This window comes from Bradyrhizobium sp. SZCCHNGR1005, assembly GCF_032489995.1.
Taxonomy (GTDB): domain Bacteria; phylum Pseudomonadota; class Alphaproteobacteria; order Rhizobiales; family Xanthobacteraceae; genus Bradyrhizobium.
Map to the genome: position 1 here is coordinate 127,852 of NZ_JAUEZC010000006.1, position 18,759 is coordinate 146,610.

Sequence of the window (18,759 nt, forward strand, 5' to 3'; positions counted from 1 at the left end):
GCAATGGCTGATTTCGCAATCGGCGGTCCAATGACGGCGCCAACCGCACGCTGGCGCGGTGCGTTCGTGCGAGGCGGGGCGCGGCTCCGGTGCGGCGGCGCGATCATTGCGTTGTTGGTGCTGATCGCATTGTTGGCGCCGCTGCTCGCGCCGCACGATCCGATCGAGCAGGACTTGTTGTCGGCCCAGCTGCCGCCTGCTTTCATGCACGGAGGCGACGCGTCCTATCCGCTCGGCACCGACAGTCTCGGTCGCTGCGTGTTGTCCCGGCTGATATTCTCAGCCCGCACGGCGCTCGTGGTGGCGCTCGTCGCGGCCCTGCTTGCGGCCATCATCGGCATCGTTCTGGGGCTTGTTGCCGGCGCCTTCGGTGGGGTGCTCGATCAGCTCGTCTCGCGGCTGGTCGATGTCTGGATGGCATTTCCGCCGGTGCTGCTGTCGATCGTGCTTGCCGCCGTGATCGGCGCCGGTCTCACCTCGGTGATTGCAGCCATCGTCGTGGTCGACTGGACGCGCTTTGCCCGGGTCGTTCGCGCCGAGACGATGGCACAGCTGCGGCGCGACTATGCCGCGGCCGCGCGGGTGCTCGGTCTTTCCCGCGGTCAACTGTTGCTGCTGGAGATCCTACCCAATCTCGTGCCGCTGATCGTGACCCTGCTGTCGGTGGAAATGGGGATCGCGATCCTGGTCGAAGTCATTCTTTCCTTCGTCGGCATCTCCGTCGCCGGTGATACCCCGAGCTGGGGTGGCATGATCACGGAGGGCCGGCAGATCATTTATCAGGCGCCTTGGATCATGATGTTTCCAATCGCCTGCGTCATCGCCAGCGTAATCGGCTTCAACCTCCTCGGGGACGGCCTGCGCGCTGCGCTCGATCCGGTGCAGCGCCGATGACCGCCATTCTCACCATCGACAATCTTCATGTCGCGATCGGCAGCAGCAATGTCCTGCGCGGCGTCAGTTTGAGCGTCGAAGCCGGCGAGGTGAGGGGACTGGTTGGCGAGTCCGGTGCCGGTAAATCGATGGTCGGCCGCAGCATCTTCGGTCTGTTGCCGGCGAAGGCCGCGGTTGCGGCGGGCGGCATCACCTTCGAAGGCCGTGATCTCCTTACCATGCCGGAGCGGGAGCGCCGCAGCCTGCTCGGTCGCCGCATCGCGCTGATCCCGCAGGATCCGATGACCTCGCTCAATCCGGTCAAGCGGATCGGTGCACAAATGGGCGCGATCCTGCAGCATCACCTCAATCTGTCCAAGCGCGCCGCGCACGATCGCGCCGCTGCGTTGCTGGCCGAAGTCGCGATCCGCGATCCCTCCCGGGTGCTCGAGCTCTATCCGCATGAGCTGTCGGGCGGCATGCGCCAGCGCGTCCTGATTGCGATGGCGTTCGCCTGCGATCCCGCGCTGGTGATTGCCGATGAGCCGACCACCGCACTCGACGTTACGGTGCAGCGCCAGGTGCTGCAGCTCGTCGAGAGGCTGCGGCTGCGCCATGGCGCTGCGATCCTGTTCGTGACCCATGATCTCGGCGTCGTCGCGAAGATCTGCCGCAGCATGACCGTGCTGCATGCGGGCCGCGTGCTCGAAGACGGCGCGACTGCCGATGTGCTGGCCAGGCCTCGCCATGCCTATACCCGGGCGCTGCTGGCAGCGACGCCGCGGGCCGACCGGCCCGCTGAGGCGTTGAAGCCGGTGCCGCCGTCCTTGATCGAGAGCCTGTGGGCCGAGGCTTATAGGCTCGACCAGCAGATGGCGGCGAGGCCGGCATGAGCGACGTCCTGCTCCGCACCGGCCAGCTCGGCTTCGCCTATCCGGAGCGGGGCGCGTCGCTGTTTCGCAAGGCGCCCATGCGTGAGGTGATCAGGCGCGTCGATCTGGCAGTGCCACGCGGCACGGTGCTCGGGCTCGTGGGCGAATCCGGCTCGGGCAAGACCACGCTAGGCCGGCTTTTGGTGCGGCTGCTGGAGCCGACCTCCGGCGGCATCCAGTTCGACGGCATCGAACTCAGCCATCTCACGGAAGCAGCGTTGCGGCCGCTGCGGATGCGGATCCAGATGATCTTTCAGGATCCTCAGTCCTCGCTCAATCCACGGCTGCCGCTCGCGGTGACCCTGACCCGGCAGCTCGAAATCTATGGCCGGCTGAAGCGACGGCGTGCCAGGCGTGATCGTGCTGCCGCGTTGCTCGATCTGGTGGGCTTGCCGACCTCCTTCGTCGACCGTTATCCGCACGAATTGTCCGGCGGCCAGCGCCAGCGCGCTGGTATCGCGCGGGCGCTGGCGCTCGAGCCCGATTTCATCGTCGCCGACGAGATCGTCTCCGGGCTCGACGTCTCGACCCAGGCCCATATCCTGCTGCTGTTGAAGGAGCTCCGTGCCAAGCTCGGGCTGACCGTCGTCTTCATCAGCCACGATCTCTCCGTCATCCGCGTGCTCTGCGACGATGTCGCGATCCTGCAGGCAGGCGAAGTGGTCGAGCAGGGACCTGTGGCGCGCATCTTCAGCCATCCGCAGCACGCCTACACGCGTCAGCTGCTCGCAGCCATTCCCTTGCCGGATGTCGAGCCCGGCTGGCTCGATGATCCGACCTCCACCGCGCTCCTCCAGCAGCAAGGATCAGCCGCATGACAGCGACCATCAAGGATTCTGTCGTCTTCATCACCGGCGCCACCGGCGCGATCGCGCAGGCCCTCATCGCCGGCTTGCTCGCGCGCGGCGCCGCCAAGGTCTACGCGGCCGCACGCGACGTCACGCGCGTTACGGCGTCCGAGCGGGTCGTGCCCGTTAAGCTCGACGTCGCCAGCGACACGGATGTCACTGCCGCCGCAGCGCTCGCGACCGACGTGACCTTGCTGATCAACAATGCCGGCGTCAACCACAACACGGCGTTGCTGCTCGCGCCGGATCTTGCGATTGCGCGCGAGGAGATCGAGATCAACTATCTCGCACCGCTGCGCCTTGCCCGCGCCTTTGCACCGGCACTGATCAAGAACAGCGGCGCCATGCTCAACATCCTCACCATCCTGGCGCGGGTCAATCTGCCCTTCATGGGCTCCTATTGCGCTTCGAAAGCGGCGGCGCTCAGCCTGACGCAGGGCTTGCGCGGCGAGCTTGCGCCCAAGGGCGTCCGCGTCGTCGCCGCGCTGCCCGGCGCGGTCGATACGCGCATGACCGCGGGCCTGCCCATTCCAAAGATGACGACCGAGGAAGCCGCGCGCGAGATCCTCGACGGTTTCGAAGCCGGTGAGGAGGACATCTATGTCGGCGAGATGGCGAAAGGCCTCGCCGCCGGCCTCGCGCAGGATCACAAAGCGGTCGAGCGGCAATTGGCATCTCCGGCTTAGGCAGCGAGTACCGGATCTCATTGGGGTAGGAGTCGATCATGAAGACATTCGGAATTGTACGAACCGCTCTCGTTGCTCTCGCGCTCTCATCCACCTCCGCCTTCGCTGACTCGATCCCCGGGCTCCGCGGCCATGACCACACCGGCATCACGGTGCCCGACGTGAAGGCAGCCACGGCCTTCTTCACCGACGTGATCGGCTGCAAGCACGCGATGTCCTTCGGGCCGTTCTCGGACGACAAGGGCACGTTCATGCAGGACGTCGTCAACGTGCATCCGCGCGCCAAGATCGACGAGATCAGCATGGTCCGCTGTGGCTATGGTTCGAACATCGAGCTGTTCCAGTACGAGGCACCCGACCAGGCCAAGGTGCTTCCCAAGAACAGCGACATCGGCGGCCATCACATCGCGCTCTATGTCGACGACATCGGCGCTGCTGCCACCTATCTGAAGTCCAAGGGCGTGAGGACGCTGCAGGGGCCGATTCCGATCAGCGAGGGACCGGCGGCCGGCCAATCGATCCTGTATTTCTTCACGCCGTGGGGCCTGCAGATGGAGCTGATCAGCTATCCCAAGGGCATGGCCTACGAGAAGAGCGCAACCACGCTGTTGTGGTCGACGACGGAGCCGCAAAAATAAGCCGCTCTCACCCGGTGAGAAATTTCGCCATTGTCCGAGGTCGGCGAACTAAGTTCAATCGTCATCCCCGCGCAAGCGGGGATCCATAAGCACAGGCCGTTGTTGTCACGCAAGCTGGTGCGACGGTATCGTCGATGATCGGCGTCTCTGGAATATGGGTCCCGGCTCAAGGGCCGGGACGACATTGATGCATGTGGCGAGCCTGACCGCTCGAACGAGCGGACGCGCTGATTGCCCTCGCGGGGGCCTGCCCGCAACTCGGCGATTATTTCCGCACAAGTGTGGATCCATAACTCAGGCGTTGCTGCGCGATTTGCGCGGCGGTTCGCCGGTGACCGGCGTCCTGGCATATGGGGTGCGGCAGGTAGGGGGCCATGCCGTCATGCCTTCGGCATTGACCGCCACCGCAATTGGCCTATCTCTGTGGCATCGCACCACCCACTGATCGGACCTCTCATGACCGCACACCAGCGCAACCTTGAAGCCGCCATCGATCCCGTCAAGCTCGACCGCCTCGCGGAGGTGGCGGTGAAGGTTGGCCTGCGGCTGCAGCCGGGGCAGGATCTGTTGCTGACGGCGCCCTCGGTCGCGCTGCCGCTGGTGCGCAAAGTCGCGGAACATGCCTACAAGGCCGGTGCCGGCATCGTGACCTCGTTTTTCTCCGACGAGGAGCTGACGTTGGCGCGCTATCGCTTCGGCCAGGACGCCAGTTTCGATCGTGCCGCCGACTGGCTCTATCAGGGCATGGCCAAAGCATTCTCGGAAAACACCGCGCGACTGGCGATCGTCGGCGACAATCCGATGCTGCTGTCCGGTCAGGATCCGGCCAAGGTGGCGCGCGCCAGCAAAGCCAATTCCAAGGCGTACCAGCCCGCGTTGGAGAAGATCACCAATTTCGAGACCAACTGGAACATCATCGCCTATCCGAGTGCCTCCTGGGCCAAGCTGGTGTTCCCTGATGTGCCGGAGGAGGTCGCGGTGGCAAAGCTTGCCGATGCGATCTTCTCAGCCTCCCGCGTCGATCACGACGGCGCGGTTGTCGCCTGGGAGCGGCACAATGCGGTGCTGCGCGAGCGCACCGACTGGCTGAACGGGCAGCGCTTCCACGCCTTGCATTATACCGGTCCCGGCATGGATCTGACGATCGGACTGGCCGACGGTCATGAATGGGAAGGCGGGGCCTCGACGGCGAAGAACGGCATTACCTGCAACGCCAACATTCCGACGGAAGAGGTGTTCACGACGCCGCATTGCCGCCGCGTCTCAGGCCATGTCGTCAGCTCCAAGCCGCTGTCCTATCAGGGCACGCTGATCGACAATATCCAGGTCAAGTTCGAGGACGGCCGCATCGTCGAAGCCAAGGCGTCGCGGGGCGAAGAGGTGCTGAACAAGGTGCTCGACACCGACGAGGGCGCGCGCCGGCTCGGCGAAGTGGCTCTGGTGCCGCATTCCTCGCCGATCTCGAAGAGCGGGCTTCTGTTCTACAACACGCTGTTCGACGAGAACGCTGCTTCGCACATTGCGCTTGGCCAGTGCTACTCGAAGTGTTTCATCGACGGCACTAAGCTCAGCCAACAGCAGATCGCAGCGCAAGGCGGCAATCAGAGCCTGATCCATATCGACTGGATGATCGGCTCGGCCGACACCGACATCGACGGCATCCGTGCCGATGGCAGTCGGGTGCCGGTGTTCCGTAAAGGCGAGTGGGCCTGACGGTGATCAGGGCCGGATTGAACCTCAGTCCGGCCCTGCACTGCGGCTGAAATGGTTCCGCACAAGCAGGATCGCGCGACGCGGCCTTATTGCTTGGTGCTCGCCGCTTCGGTCGGCTTGGCGCTGGCAGCCTCGGTGCCTTCGACCGTGACTGTGATCCGCTCGGACATCACCGGCGTCTTGTGCGCAATGTGGCTCCAGTCGCCGAGCACGAGCTGCAAAGTATGCTTGCCCGGTGACAGCTTGACCGAGGCTTCGGTCTGGCCTTTGCCGAAGTGCACATGATGCTCGTCCATCGGAATGGCTTCATTGAGCGCGTCGCCTTCGAGCGGCGGCGCATCGATGAAGAGGTGATGGTGGCCCGTATTCGGCGCCTCGGTGCCGGCCGGCGCGATGCCCATCGCCGACAGGCCGAACCGGATCAGGACCGGCGAGGTCACCGTGTCGCCGTCCTTCAGATTGATGAAATAAGCCTTGGCTCCCTCGGGCGCCGGCGTCTCACCGGCACTGGCAATCGTGGCGGTCGAGAGCACCATGGCGAGCGCGAGTGTCATTCGTCGCATTGCGCGAGTCCTTCATTGGCGAATGGAAAGCAAATCATTAAGCGAGATCCGTGACGCGGCCATGATCCCGTGCCGACCATCGCTCGCGCCGCAGCATGGAGTAGGACGGCTTGGTGCGGCGTAGTCACGGATAAATTGTGGCGGCTGCGCGGCCGTGTCGAAATTGAGATTGCGTGATGCGGCGGCTGGTCGCGGCCAATGCGCCGCATTTTAGCCGATGACGTAAGCCGGCCTTAATCGCATGTGCCTAATTGTTGCTGATCCGGCCGCATTCTCCGGCCGGTCATTTCATTCCCATTGTCCTTTGAGGTCTTGATGCGCCCTTTCATTGAAACCGCCAATCTGAATGTCGATCTGAAGCCTGCGCCGATCGAGCCCTCCTGGATCATCGAAGGCAACCCGCAGGCGACCTCCTGCACGGTGGCATACAGCTCTGATGGCATCGGCTGCGCCATCGTCTGGCACTGCACCGAGGGCAAGTTCAATTGGCATTATGATTTCGACGAGACCATCCTGATCCTGGAAGGCTCGATCGTGCTGGAGAGTGCGGATATGGCGCCGAAGCGCTATGGCCCGGGCGATGTGATCTTCTTCAGGGACGGCGCACATGCCAGATGGCATGTCGAAGGCCATGTCAAGAAGCTCGCCTACTGCCAGAAGACGCAGCCTTATCTGGTGGGCCTCGCCGGGCGCGCGATCAACAAGCTGAAGCGCATGCTCACCGCGCCGAACGGCCGCCGCGGCTCGAGCCTGGCCGAAGCCTAGGCCTGCAGGCAGCGGACGGCGCGCCGGTTCACACCCCGTCGAGGATGATCACGGTCGGCGTTGCGGGCAGCGACTCGCGGGAGATCTTCAACGTCCGCTCGCTGCGGCGGTCGATCTCGAACTCCTGGCCGATCCTGCGCATGAAGTCGTCGAGCGGTGTCGCGAACCGGTGCATCGGCAGCACGACGGAGGCGCGCAGCCGCTTGGTGATCTCCGAGATGCCGTCGAGCGACATCGTATAGGTGCCGTCGATCGGCACCATCACGATGTCGAGGCGGCCGATCGCAGCGAAATGCGTCTCGTCGAGCTTGACGTGGAGGTGGCCGAGATGGCCGATGCAGAGGCCGGCAACCTCGAAGATGAAGATCGAGTTGCCGTCCTTGATCATGTCGAGACCGCTCGTGTCGCCATAATAGCGGCGGATGTCCGTCGTGACGTTGCGGATCAGGACGTCACCGATGCGCTCGAAGATCTCCGCCTTCTTGCCGTCTTCGCCCCAGCCGTGCAGCACATGCGGGATGCGCGGATCCGGTGCTAGCGTATAGTGTGTGGAGTGCGCCCGATTCATCGTGACGACGTCGGGCAGGCGGCCGACCTGATAGGCACCGCTATAATCGGTCGCGATGCGGACGCCGCCGGGCGTGTCGATGAAATAGGTCGAGTGGCCGGCATAGGTGATCGTCACCTCGCCCGTGTCCGCCGCCGCGCGCCGCAGGCTGACGGGCACCGCGCGCGGTCCGCCCGCCATCGCCAGACACTCGCTGCTGCGCGGCGCCTGCTGGGCGAAGGCGGCAGCACCCATCATGAGCAGTGAAAGCAGGGCCGACAGCGCGCGCAGCATAGCGATCCTCTCGGACGAACGATGCACTGTAGCGCTCCTTGCAGGAACGCACTACGCTGATGACATCAAGAGCTTGTCAGAGGCGTAGGCAACGAAGGCAATAGGAGCATCGGATGAGCGGTCAGCCGGGGATGGGGCGGGCGTCGTCGTCTACGCGATTGGGGCCGATCCGGCAGATCGACGCCGGTGTGCTCAGCGTTGCGTATCATGAGGCTGGCCCTGCTGACGGTCCCGCCGTGCTGCTGCTGCACGGCTTCCCCTATGACATCCACGCCTATGTCGATGTCGCGCCCCTGTTGGCTGCTGAGGGATGCCGCGTCGTCGTGCCCTATCTCCGCGGCTACGGTCCGACCCGCTTCCGGGAGGCGGCTGCGCCCCGCTCCGGCGAACAGGCGGCCATCGGTGCCGACCTGATCGCGCTGATGGATGCGCTGGCGATTCCGCGCGCGGTGTTTGCGGGCTACGATTGGGGCGGCCGCGCGGCCTGCGTGGGCGCTGCGCTGTGGCCGGAGCGCTGCACCGGGCTGGTCTCGGTCAACGGCTATTTGATCCAGGATATCGCAAGAGCGATGCGCCCCGCGCCCGTCGCGCGCGAGGTCGGGTATTGGTACCAATGGTACTTCCAGATCGAACGCGGCCGCGCCGGGCTTGCGGCCAATCGGCGCGAGATCGCGCGCACCCTGTGGGCGCTGTGGTCGCCCAACTGGGCCTTCGACGACGAGACCTTCGATCGCACGGCGGCGGCGTTCGACAATCCCGACTACGTCGATATCGTGATCCACAGCTATCGCCATCGCTACGGCTTGGCTGCAGGCGATCCGCGTTATGCCGAGATCGAGCGCAGACTGGCGGCACAACCGGTCATCGAAGTACCGACGATCACGCTCGATCCCGCCGGCGACGGCGTGTCTCCGGCAACGGATGGAACGGCGCAGGCGGCGCGCTTTGCCGACCGCCGCGCCCATCGCGTGATCCCGCGCGCCGGTCATAATCTTCCGCAGGAGGAGCCTGAGGCGTTTGCGGCAGCCGTGCTCGAACTGGCCAAGGGATGATCTGGTCGCCTCGATCAATCTCGCCTTGATCAGTCTCGTTCTGGTCAGGTCGGCTTTGGGCTGAGCTTCCAGGTCGCTCCCAGCAACCCTGCGGTCATCGCGCCGCAAATCAGCCCGGCTCCGGGGAGAATCAGTATCAACGCTGCGGTAGCGGCCCAGCCGATCGAGGAAAAGGCTTCGGCGAAGGTGGCGAGACGCGACGAGGTCTGGCGGCGGCGGAATTGGCTGCGCCGTGCCTGCACCCTGAACCAGAGCTGGATTGCGGTCGAGGAGATGGTTGCAGCAAGCACGCCGCAGCCGGTCACGGTCGCCTGCCAGGGCGCGAGCCAGGCCAAGGCCGCCAGCAACGGGGCAAAGATGACGGCGATCGCGATCAGCACCACCTCGATCTTGGCGCGAACGACGCGCGCGGCTGCTAACGGGGCGGTGGCGACGAACTCCGGCGCGTCCTCGCCGGAGATGGTCAGCCAGGCAAGGCCGCCGGCGAGCTGGCCTGCCGCCATCACGATGACGGGCGTGATCAGAACGATCGCGGTGGAGCTGTCGGAATAGCTGCGCCACAATAGCAGTGCCGGCGGCACGAGATAGAGCAGCTGCATCAATGTCTGCGAGATCAGCCAGGGGTCGCGCTTGAGCAGCATGAATTCCTTGCGACGCAGCGCCTGCTGACGCGAGCCGCCGCGAAAGGTCCGGACCCGCGCGCCCGCCCGGCTCGCGACCCCTTGCGCAGCGGCGCTGATCGCAGTGTCGGCAAAGCGCGGCGAGAAGATCGCCATCACGATGCCGAGCAGAAGCAGGCTCGCCGCGAGCAGCCACAGAAGGGCGCCGACGTCGCCGGCCACCGCGCGCGCCGGCAGCCAGATGAAGCTGCCGGGATCCGGAGCGATCGCCGCTGCAGTGTCGGAGGTCAGGATGGCAAAGCGGGACAGTGTGCCATAGGAGACGATGGCGGCGATCTGCAGCAGGATGACGAAGCCCGCGCCGATCACGGCAGCCAGAATCTGCGCCACCAGGCGTGTGCGCGCCGGGCCGATCAGGCGGAACAGCAGGATCGTGATCGCGATCGCCAGTGCGGCGGCAGAGAGGCCGACCGCGGCCACGACGACGAAGGCAGAAAGCCAGCGCATGCCGCCCTCGAGCAGCAGCACATCGACGAACGGAGTCGCCAGCAACAGGGCCATGCTGGTGACTGATAGAGCGATCGCGGCGATCCGCACCGAAAATATCTCGGGCAGGCGAACCGGCGAGGACATGATGAGATCGAGGTCCGCGCGGGCGTAAAACACGCGGGTGACGGACTCGATCGCCTGCGAGAGCATCAAGGCCCAGGACAGCAGCACGGTGGCCGTGATCACGATCAGTGCGGTCTTGTCGAGCGGCGGCTTCAGATCCGCATAGCGGCCGACCACGGCCCAGGCCGGCAGGTGCAGGATGATGCCGAAGAACAGCAGGGCGATCAGGGCAACACGCGTCCGCCGCTGGCGGCCAGCTGTGATCATGGCGAGCCATTCGCGCCAGGCCAGCCGTAGCTCGTGGCGGGCGAACCAGGCGAGCGTTGTCGCCCGTGTCATGCAGCCGCCTCGACGTCGACCAGGGCGATGAACAGCTCTTCGAGGCTGGTATCGGTGCGGCCGTTCTGCTGACGCAACTCGGTCAGCGTCCCTTCGGCAACCAGGCGTCCGGCCGCGATCACCCCAATCCGGTCGGCCATCCGCTCGGCGACCTCGAGGATATGCGTGGTCATGATCACGGTCCCGCCCCGGCGCACGCGCTCGGCCAGCAGCCCCTTCACATGACGGGCGGACACGGCGTCCAGTCCGGTGAGCGGCTCGTCCAGAATAATCAGGCGGGGATCGTGGACCAGGGCGCCGGCAAGCGCCACCTTCTGGCGCATGCCCTTTGAAAAGCCTTCGCAACGCTCGTGCAGGTGCCGTTCCAGGCCCAGCGAGACCAGAAGCTCATGCGCCCTCGGGCCCGCGGTCGTGGGGTCGATGCCCCAGAGTCCGGCGACGAATTCGAGATATTCCAGCGGCGTCAGCTTGTCGTAGATCATCGGCTCGTCGGAGACCCACGCCATCACCTGCTTGGCCGCGATGGGATCGCGGAGCGCGTCGATGCCGAAGATCTCGACCGCGCCGGAATCGGGCCGCAGCAGCCCGGCCACCATGCGCAAGGTGGTGGTCTTGCCGGCGCCGTTCGGGCCGACGAGCGCATAGAACTCGCCACCTCGTACCGAAAGATCGAGCCCGTCCACTGCCGGGCGGTCAAAGCATTTGGTCAATCCTCGCACCGCGAGGGCTGCGGAGTCCGATGTCATGATGGCAGGCGATCCCATTGAGTTCGCATCGGTAGGCTCGGACCGAAGACGTTTCGGCGGATATCCTCGCGTCCAAGTCAGGCTGCGAGAAGGCCGGTACCCCGGCCTCCCGCGGAAACACGTCGGACTAATCCAGCACGGCCAGTCTGAGGGGTAGGGCGATCGATGCTGCGCCATCGGGCAATTCGGCCTGTGCGACCAGCGGCATGTCTGTGTATTTCGCAATGCCGCCATCGTCGATCACGAACAGCGGACGGACATTCCTGGCATCGGCGTCCTCGACCATCGCCATGCGCTGGTTGTCGAGCATCAGCCAGTGGCCGTCCAACCGTGCCGCGGCGATCGCATGATCTTCGCCGCTGAGGGTGTCCCGCATGATGACGATCCGGAGGTCATCCGACTCTATCCCAGCCAAGTGCAGAGCGGCATATTTGGCGATCGCATAGTCTTCGCAATCGCCGGCACCGTGAACGAAAGTCTCGATCGGAGGGCTCCAGACGTCCTCTTCGCCATATTCGGCCAAGTCGCTCGCCGGCTTGATCGCGAGATTGATAGCACGGTTGATTTCGCCGAAGCGGGCGCGCCCTTCGCGGATGCGGCCCTGGTCGACAATGGCAAGGAAGCGCAGGGCGGCAGGCGAGACGCAGCGATCGCGGTCGCCGTCGCAAAGTGCAAGCTGCACCTGTTCGTCGGCAAGCTGACGCATCAGTTTCAGCCATTTGTCCTGCAGCGGTCCGTCGAGGATTTCAGTCTTGTCGAGGCCGAAGGGCTCCAATGGAAAAGGAGCGACATCGGCGAGCCCACCCGGTCGTCCGATCGGGCCGGCGAACAGGTTCGCCGTTCCGCAGGCCCACAACACGACGCCCACAAGCACCGCGATCGGCGCGCGGACGCGAGCCAGAACAGTCATCCGACACCCCCATATCCGGCCGCGGTGCGCGCTCGGTTGCGCGGGACCTGACCGGTTCATTTCGGGGAGCGATGATGACGGGCGGCAATTTTGGCCCGCTTAAAGGCTGGCCTTTCGAAGACGGAAAGCTGCGATCAAGCTGAATCGCCGGTTGCCACAGTCCACAGAATGCGGTGGATCAGCAATGAGCCACCTCCTTATACCGACGCATGCGGGCTGCTGCTCGTCTGGTGGTTGTAACGGCGCGGCATTTTGCAGAAATAGCTAACTTGATCAGTTTTATTAACTGTAAGCCAGTTCACAGTTTTGCGGCGGAAAATCACGCATAAGAATGCAGAAAATTCGCAAGATGAAGTCGTTTCCAGTATTTTGATCGGTCAAAATATTGGCGAGTGCTGGTCGATTTCAAATCGTTACCTGAAAATATTCAGCGCCAACGTCGCGTAATTGGAAGAAATAGTGAGTTACTCTAGCGAAATACGGACAAAGTACGGCTATGGCAGCGTTGCTGGTCCGATGCGGCACAAGCTGAAGATGGTTCCGCGAGCCAAACGCTGGTGATATGCAGCTTTGAGCTTTGATTGTCATGTAATTATTAACCATTTCTGGTGGCCCCGTGAATTACGCCGGCACGTCCGACGCCACGCATTTTTCCAAAGGCCTTGGCGAACACACCAGGGAAAGCGTGCGTCTCGATGCACCGCCCGCGCACGCCCCGTCCGATGCGATCGTCGTTCCTGACGCCCACTTCCTGTTCAATGCTGATTTCAAGCGTTCGGGCGCCGACCTGATCCTTTCCGGCGACGGGCGGGAGCTGGTGCTGCATGACTATTTCAAGGGAGAAAAGCGCGCACCCCTGGCCTCGCCCGACGGTGCCCACCTCAGCGGTGATCTCGTCAGCACGTTGACCGGCTCGGTCCAGGTGAGTCAGGCCGGCGGCACGCCGGCAGCCGGCCAAGTGACCGGTCAAGTGATCGGTCATGTCACCAAATTGCAGGGCACTGCTACAGCCATCCGCAACGGCGTCTCCATCATCCTGCACCAGGGCGATAACGTCGAAAAAGGCGACGTCGTCCAATCGGGCTCGGATTCTACCCTCGGCATCACCTTCATCGATGGCACCGTGTTCGGCCTCGCGTCCAACGCGCGCATGGTGCTCAACGAGATGGTCTACGACCCAAACGGGTCGAACAATTCCTCGCTGATGAGTCTGGTCGCGGGGACGATTTCCTTCGTCGCGGGCGCCACTGCGAAGCACGGCGACATGAAGGTCGATACGCCCGTCGCCACCATGGGCATTCGCGGCACGGCCGTCCTGGTCCAGATCGATTTCACGGTGCCCGGTCAGAGCGGAACGCCGGACGCCAAGTTCCAGGTGCTTGTCGAGCCGGACGGCACGACCGGCTCGTACGTTCTGTTCGACAAGGTCACGCTGCAGCCGATTGCGGTGGTCAATCAGGCCGGACATCAAATCAATATCAGCAACGGTATCGTCACGCAGACAGATTCGGGGCTGCCGCCGGACGTCCAGAAGCTGATCACGGACGTCTTCTCGCTGAAGTTCTCCGATAACAGCAATCCGAAATCGACTACGCATTTCACTGACGTCGGCGTGTTGGAGAGCACGACCCCGCTGAAGTTGGCTGACGGATCAACGGCGGTCCCGACCTACTACGTTACGAATGCCGGCAGCAGCACGTCGCAATTCGAAACGTTCTCCAACTTTAACCCCCCGTCTCACATGCCGGGCAAGCCGAACGCGGTGGTGCTCGACGACGCGGGGAGGCCAGCCGCCACCTTCGCGCTGACCGAACGTCCGGGGAAGACGTCAGACGGCGCCGAATTCGACACCGTCAAGGGTGCGGTCAACTATGCCGACGTCAACGCGGGCGACCGGCCGTCCGTCTCGGTGAGCTTCAAGTCTTTCAGCTATCAGAATGCGCAGCACGCCAATCTCTCCCTGAATGCGTTGCAGCTTCGGGACATTGCCGCGACTGCGATCGACATCACCGTCGCGCAGGATCCCAATCACAAGAATTATGGGACCGCCACGTGGACTTACAGCGTTGCCGACAACGCGTTCGACTTCCTCGCGGCCGGAGAGACCCTGACGCTCACTTACATGGTGCGCGTCGACAACAATTTCGCGCCAAGCAACGAATATGCCGAGATCCCCATCACCATCACGGTGACCGGGACCAACGACAAGCCCGTCATTACCACCGGTGCGCAGAGCATTGCGTTTTCCGGCGGGACCAGCGTGCCCGGTGGTCCGCTGACCTCGAGCGATCCGACATCGGGAGTTCTCAGCTTCACGGATGTGGATCTCACCGATACCCACACCGTTTCCGTCGCGCTGACGTCTCCGCAACAGGGCAGTATTCCGCAAGCGCTCTGGGACCTGTTCAACAAAGCGCTCACGGCGTCGGTTGCGACCGACAGCACGGGGACCAGCAGCGGAACCGTGAACTGGAGTCTGGCGAATCTCCCTGCCTACGCCGCCGATTTCATCCCGGCCGGCCAGAAGGTGACGCTGACTTACACCGTGGCGATCACGGATTCGCAGGGTGCGACCACACAGCAGGCTGTGACGGTGACTATCACCGGCACCGACGAGCCGGCCGTGGTCTGGATCGCAACGACGAGCGGAGGCAACGGGGAGAGCAGAGCGGCGCCGCTTTTGTTGTGGCGCGACGGTGCAAACTGGGAGACCGGGCACGCGCCGACTGCCAACGATGACGTTGTTATCGTGACCGATCAGCTGCGTGGCCTCACTCCGGCCTTCCCGGTCACCATCGACACGGCAGCTTTTGCCAAGTCGGTGACGATGAACGATTACGGCGGCGGCAGCACGCCGGAGCTCGTTAATCTCAGCACGCTCACGATCGGCGGGACCCTCACCGTCAAGGCTGATGCACGCGTCACCAACTTCCTGGGCGCCACGATCAGCGTCGGCGGCCAAGCCGAATTTTCGGACCAGAGCGTGCTGAACAATGCAGGCATCTTACGGCTCGCCGACGGCGGTGCATTCGGCGCCGATGCCAGCATCGCCAATACCGGCACGATCGAACTGGTCTCCGGCGCTCTGACGGTTCTGGGCGATCTCGTGAACGCGAACGAGACTGGCGCCGGGCTGATCCAGGTCGATCTCGGCGGCATGCTTGCGCTCAACGGTGGAAGTATTGCGGGTGGCACCATCGCGATCGATGGCGTCGGCGCGGTCCGAAACTTCGGCGTTGCATCGTCAGATCCGCCCAGTGACGGCGTGCTGAAGTTGCAAGACGGCGCGGTCCTGTCTGATGGTGAGCTGGATAGCTCGGGCAGCATTGTGGTCTCCGGCTTCGGCAATATGCTCCATGGCGAAGTCGTCACGAGCAGCGGCAAGCTCGAGCTCTTGATCGGCGGTGGACTGATCCTCGATCAGGGCACGTCGATCGACAATCGCGGCGGAGCCATCGCGGTCGATCAATCGGCAAAGCTCGCGCTGAACCATGCCGGTATCACCGGCGGCCAACTTACGAACGCCGGGACCGTCGCTCTCACCGGCTACGCCGCCCTGATCGGCGGTACATTAGAAAATCATGGCGCGGTGACCGTCGCCGGTTGGGGCAATCTGTTGGCGGGTGAGACCGTCAGCAACGATGAAGCTGCGAGCCTCACCATCGCTGTTTTTGGCGCGCTGGCGCTTGCCGATACGGCGATCGCCGGAGGCATAGTGCACAATAACGGCGTCATTTCCGTCACTGGCGACAGCACGATCGATGGCGCTACACTCGACGGTGGCGACCTGCTGGTCGGTATGGCGGCCACGTCCTATGGCCAGTCTGGCCAGACCGAACTCGTCAGTCAGGCGCAACAAAGCTCGTCCGAGGGGCCGTGGTCGCCCGTCACCCTGACGCTTCAGGGCGGTGCGATCGTCGCCGGCACTGACATCGCGATCGGTCATGGCGACGTGCTCGATATTGCCGCTGCCGGCGCCACGCTCTCGCACGTCGGGGTCGACAATGCCGGCGCTGTAAGAGTCGAACATGCCGCACTGCTGGTGCTGGAGCACAGCACCGTTGCGGGTGGACACCTTGTCAATGCGGGCACGGTCCATATCGAGACCGATGCCGCCACGACCTTCGACAATGTCAGCCTCGACAACAGCCAAGGCACGATCATCGTCGACGACGAGGGTAATGCGCCGGTACCATCGACTCTCGTTCTTGATGGCAATACGACCATCACGGGCGGACTCGTTACCGTCGGCATCGTGGGCACGCTCGAGATCGCGGGAGCCGGAGCGACCCTCGCAGGCGTTCATGTGGGCAATTTCGGCGCTCTCACGGTCGACGAGGGAGCAACCTTCAAACTGATCGGCACAGACATCACCGGCGACGGCATCTTCCAGGTGTCGGGGACCGTGGATGTGAGCGGGCACAGCAGCTTCAGCGGCACGGTCGTCAACTATGGCACGATCGAGATCACGGGCGGCACGTTCGAGGTTACCGGCTCGATCTCGGGAACGGGTCACGTCATCGTCGACGCCGGAGCGACGCTCGCGCTCGACGGTTCGAGCACGCAGGCGATCACGTTCGGTGAGCCGGGCGGCATGCTCGTGCTCGGCGGCACCAGCTTCGACGGCAAGATCGAAAGTCTCGCCGTATCCGACAAGATCGATCTCACGGGCATCGAGTTCGATGACAATCCCACGGCGACCTATGATTCAAAGACCGGCATCCTCACCGTCAGTGACAGTGACGGCCATAAGGCAAGCCTGACGCTGAGCGGTGGAGACTATAGCGACGTCCACTTCGCGATCTCCAACGATGGTGATAATGGCACGCTGATCACGCTGGACCATGTGCCGGTGATCACCAGCGATGCACAGCTCGGCAGCATCACCGAACGCGCCTGTACAACCGGGTCTGATCTGCCGGATACGGCGAGCGGGGTCATCACCTTCACCGATGCCGATGTGAGCGATACGCATGTCGCGAAGGTGACTGGCATCAGCGTTTCCGGTGACAAGAGCGGACTGCCGGACCAGCTTGCTCTGACGAGCTGGCTGTCGCTCGGCACTCTGATCGATTCAAAGGACGGTGCGCCGGGATCGCAGGCCTGGAGCTTCTCGGCCCAGGACAAGGCGTTCGACTATCTGAGTGCCGGTCAATCGGTGACGCTGACCTATACCGTCGAGATCGCTGACGGGCATGGCGGTGTCGTCGACACGCCGGTGACGATCACGATCACCGGCTCCGAGGATGCGCCTCAGCTCGTCGGCGAAACCAATCCGCCGGTTCAGACCGTCGTTCTTACCAACTCGCCGGTCGTGCTTGCCACTGGTACGACGACCAATACAGATGGGTTGCGAACCGAGACGTTCGATCATGTTTGGGCCGGCTCGCCGAGCAACAACGGGCATGGTCATGGCAATTTCTACAGCGAGGCGCTGCATGCATGGTTCTCGGCCTATGGCGATGCCGGAGTGGTTCATGGCGGCTCGTCCGGCTCGGTGCCGCCTTATCTCGGCGATGGCCATCAGGACGGCACGAACTATCTGAGCGTTGGCGCTCACGCCGCCGAAACCATCACTTTCGACAGCCCGAAGAACACGTTCGGCCTGTATTGGGGCTCGGTCGATAGCTACAACAGCATTTCGTTCTATGACGGCAACAAGCTGGTCGCCTCCTATTCCGGCGACGACATCAGCCCGCTGCTTGCCAATGGCAACCAGGGTTCTTTGACGTCGAACGGCTATGTCGAGTTCCACGATCTTGCGACCTTCGACAAGGTGGTGCTGACCAGCAGCAGCGACGCGTTCGAGCTCGACAATGTATCGGCCGGTTATGTCCACGATGCACATGTCAAGCTCGCCGGCGCGATCACCGGGACGCTCACCGTGATCGACAAGGATGTCGGCGACACCTTGACGGCCTCCGTGATCGGAGATGCCGTCGTGAAGTATAATGGTTCGTGCCACCTGCCGGACGATTTCGATATCGACGCGCTGACCGATTCCCACGCTGTCAGCTTCGACAGTGCCGTGTCCGACGGCAAATCGGACGTGCTGCATTGGAGCTACCATCCGAGTGGCGCCAATCTCGACTTCCTGAAGCCAGGCGATACGCTGACGCTGACTTACCTCGCGAAAATCAGCGATGGGCACGGTACCTTCGGCTTGCAGCCGTTGACGGTGACCATCAGCGGCAATGGGTCGTCGACGGTCTACGGCACGGCGCAGAACGACACGTTCCAAGACGTCGGCGGCGGGGTCACGATCTTCGGCAAAGGCGGTAACGATAGTTTCGTGTTCAATTCACATTTCGGCAGCGCGACCATCGCCGACTTCGACATCCGGAACGACACCATCGAGTTCGATCACTCGGTATTCAACTCCGTTCAGGCCATTCTGAACGGCGCCCATTCCGCCAATTCCGGCCATGATACCGTCATCACCGATGCGGCCCATGATACGATCACGCTGAAGGGCGTGACGCTGGCGCAGCTACAGGCGCATCAGAACGATTTCCACATCGTCTAGCGGAGCTAGAGCGTTCCGCGGGCCTGCGTAGCCGGAGACGTTGCCAAGTGCGATCGGCTTCGGGATAAAGAGCCGGTCGTTTTGCGATCGCACGG

Annotated in this window: 14 protein-coding genes; 9 read left to right on the forward strand and 5 right to left on the reverse strand. The window is 63.5% G+C overall.

Going from position 1 to position 18,759, the window contains the following annotated elements:
• Positions 1–3 precede the first annotated feature (3 nt).
• The 6 genes from QXZ85_RS24315 (at position 4) to QXZ85_RS24340 (ending at position 5,690) form a co-directional block, all read left to right on the forward strand.
• Positions 4–894 carry an ABC transporter permease gene (locus QXZ85_RS24315; RefSeq protein WP_315768958.1) on the forward strand — a complete coding sequence of 297 codons (891 nt, stop codon included), beginning with the start codon at positions 4–6 and terminating at the stop codon, positions 892–894.
• Entirely contained in the window at positions 891–1,766 is an 876-nt protein-coding gene (locus QXZ85_RS24320; RefSeq protein WP_315702821.1) for an ABC transporter ATP-binding protein, read from the forward strand. Before QXZ85_RS24315 ends, QXZ85_RS24320 begins: the two co-directional genes overlap by 4 nt.
• A complete protein-coding gene (locus QXZ85_RS24325) occupies positions 1,763–2,623 on the forward strand; it encodes an ATP-binding cassette domain-containing protein (protein WP_315762559.1) in 861 nt (286 codons plus the stop codon). Before QXZ85_RS24320 ends, QXZ85_RS24325 begins: the two co-directional genes overlap by 4 nt.
• A complete protein-coding gene (locus QXZ85_RS24330; RefSeq protein ID WP_315768959.1) occupies positions 2,620–3,339 on the forward strand; it encodes an SDR family oxidoreductase in 720 nt (239 codons plus the stop codon). The genes QXZ85_RS24325 and QXZ85_RS24330 overlap by 4 nt, the downstream gene beginning before the upstream one ends.
• A 38-nt stretch (positions 3,340–3,377) precedes the next feature.
• Positions 3,378–3,977 (forward strand): VOC family protein, encoded by a 600-nt coding sequence (locus QXZ85_RS24335; RefSeq protein ID WP_315702824.1) that lies wholly within the window; start codon positions 3,378–3,380, stop codon positions 3,975–3,977.
• Between the two features lie 456 nt (positions 3,978–4,433).
• Positions 4,434–5,690, forward strand: coding sequence for an aminopeptidase (locus tag QXZ85_RS24340; RefSeq protein ID WP_315702825.1), 1,257 nt, complete (start codon positions 4,434–4,436; stop codon positions 5,688–5,690).
• 86 nt (positions 5,691–5,776) lie between these two features.
• Here QXZ85_RS24340 and QXZ85_RS24345 read toward each other — a convergent pair whose 3' ends face one another.
• The gene (locus tag QXZ85_RS24345) at positions 5,777–6,253 is read right to left on the reverse strand and encodes a DUF4399 domain-containing protein (protein ID WP_315702826.1); all 477 of its coding nucleotides are present in this window, start codon (positions 6,251–6,253) and stop codon (positions 5,777–5,779) included.
• 315 nt (positions 6,254–6,568) lie between these two features.
• Between QXZ85_RS24345 and QXZ85_RS24350 the strand changes: the two genes are divergently transcribed.
• Complete coding sequence (locus tag QXZ85_RS24350) at positions 6,569–7,018, forward strand: cupin domain-containing protein (RefSeq protein ID WP_315702827.1); 450 nt, start codon at positions 6,569–6,571, stop codon at positions 7,016–7,018.
• A gap of 28 nt (positions 7,019–7,046) precedes the next feature.
• Here the strand turns inward: QXZ85_RS24350 and QXZ85_RS24355 are convergent, their stop codons facing one another.
• Positions 7,047–7,859 carry an MBL fold metallo-hydrolase gene (locus QXZ85_RS24355; protein WP_315703183.1) on the reverse strand — a complete coding sequence of 271 codons (813 nt, stop codon included), beginning with the start codon at positions 7,857–7,859 and terminating at the stop codon, positions 7,047–7,049.
• Positions 7,860–7,972: 113 nt separating this feature from the next.
• Here QXZ85_RS24355 and QXZ85_RS24360 point away from each other — a divergent pair, with 113 nt between their 5' ends.
• Complete coding sequence (locus tag QXZ85_RS24360) at positions 7,973–8,911, forward strand: alpha/beta hydrolase (RefSeq protein ID WP_316175029.1); 939 nt, start codon at positions 7,973–7,975, stop codon at positions 8,909–8,911.
• Positions 8,912–8,955: 44 nt separating this feature from the next.
• Here the strand turns inward: QXZ85_RS24360 and QXZ85_RS24365 are convergent, their stop codons facing one another.
• From QXZ85_RS24365 to QXZ85_RS24375, 3 genes are all read right to left on the reverse strand, one after another.
• Positions 8,956–10,482 (reverse strand): permease, encoded by a 1,527-nt coding sequence (locus QXZ85_RS24365; RefSeq protein WP_315745169.1) that lies wholly within the window; start codon positions 10,480–10,482, stop codon positions 8,956–8,958.
• Positions 10,479–11,228, reverse strand: a complete 750-nt coding sequence (locus QXZ85_RS24370; RefSeq protein WP_315745168.1) for an ABC transporter ATP-binding protein — start codon at positions 11,226–11,228, stop codon at positions 10,479–10,481. The genes QXZ85_RS24365 and QXZ85_RS24370 overlap by 4 nt, the downstream gene beginning before the upstream one ends.
• A 127-nt stretch (positions 11,229–11,355) precedes the next feature.
• Complete coding sequence (locus tag QXZ85_RS24375) at positions 11,356–12,138, reverse strand: transglutaminase-like cysteine peptidase (RefSeq protein WP_315745166.1); 783 nt, start codon at positions 12,136–12,138, stop codon at positions 11,356–11,358.
• 616 nt (positions 12,139–12,754) lie between these two features.
• On the opposite strand from QXZ85_RS24375, the gene QXZ85_RS24380 reads away from it, so the two are divergent.
• Positions 12,755–18,664, forward strand: coding sequence for a VCBS domain-containing protein (locus QXZ85_RS24380; protein ID WP_316175026.1), 5,910 nt, complete (start codon positions 12,755–12,757; stop codon positions 18,662–18,664).
• The last annotated feature ends 95 nt before the right edge of the window (positions 18,665–18,759 follow it).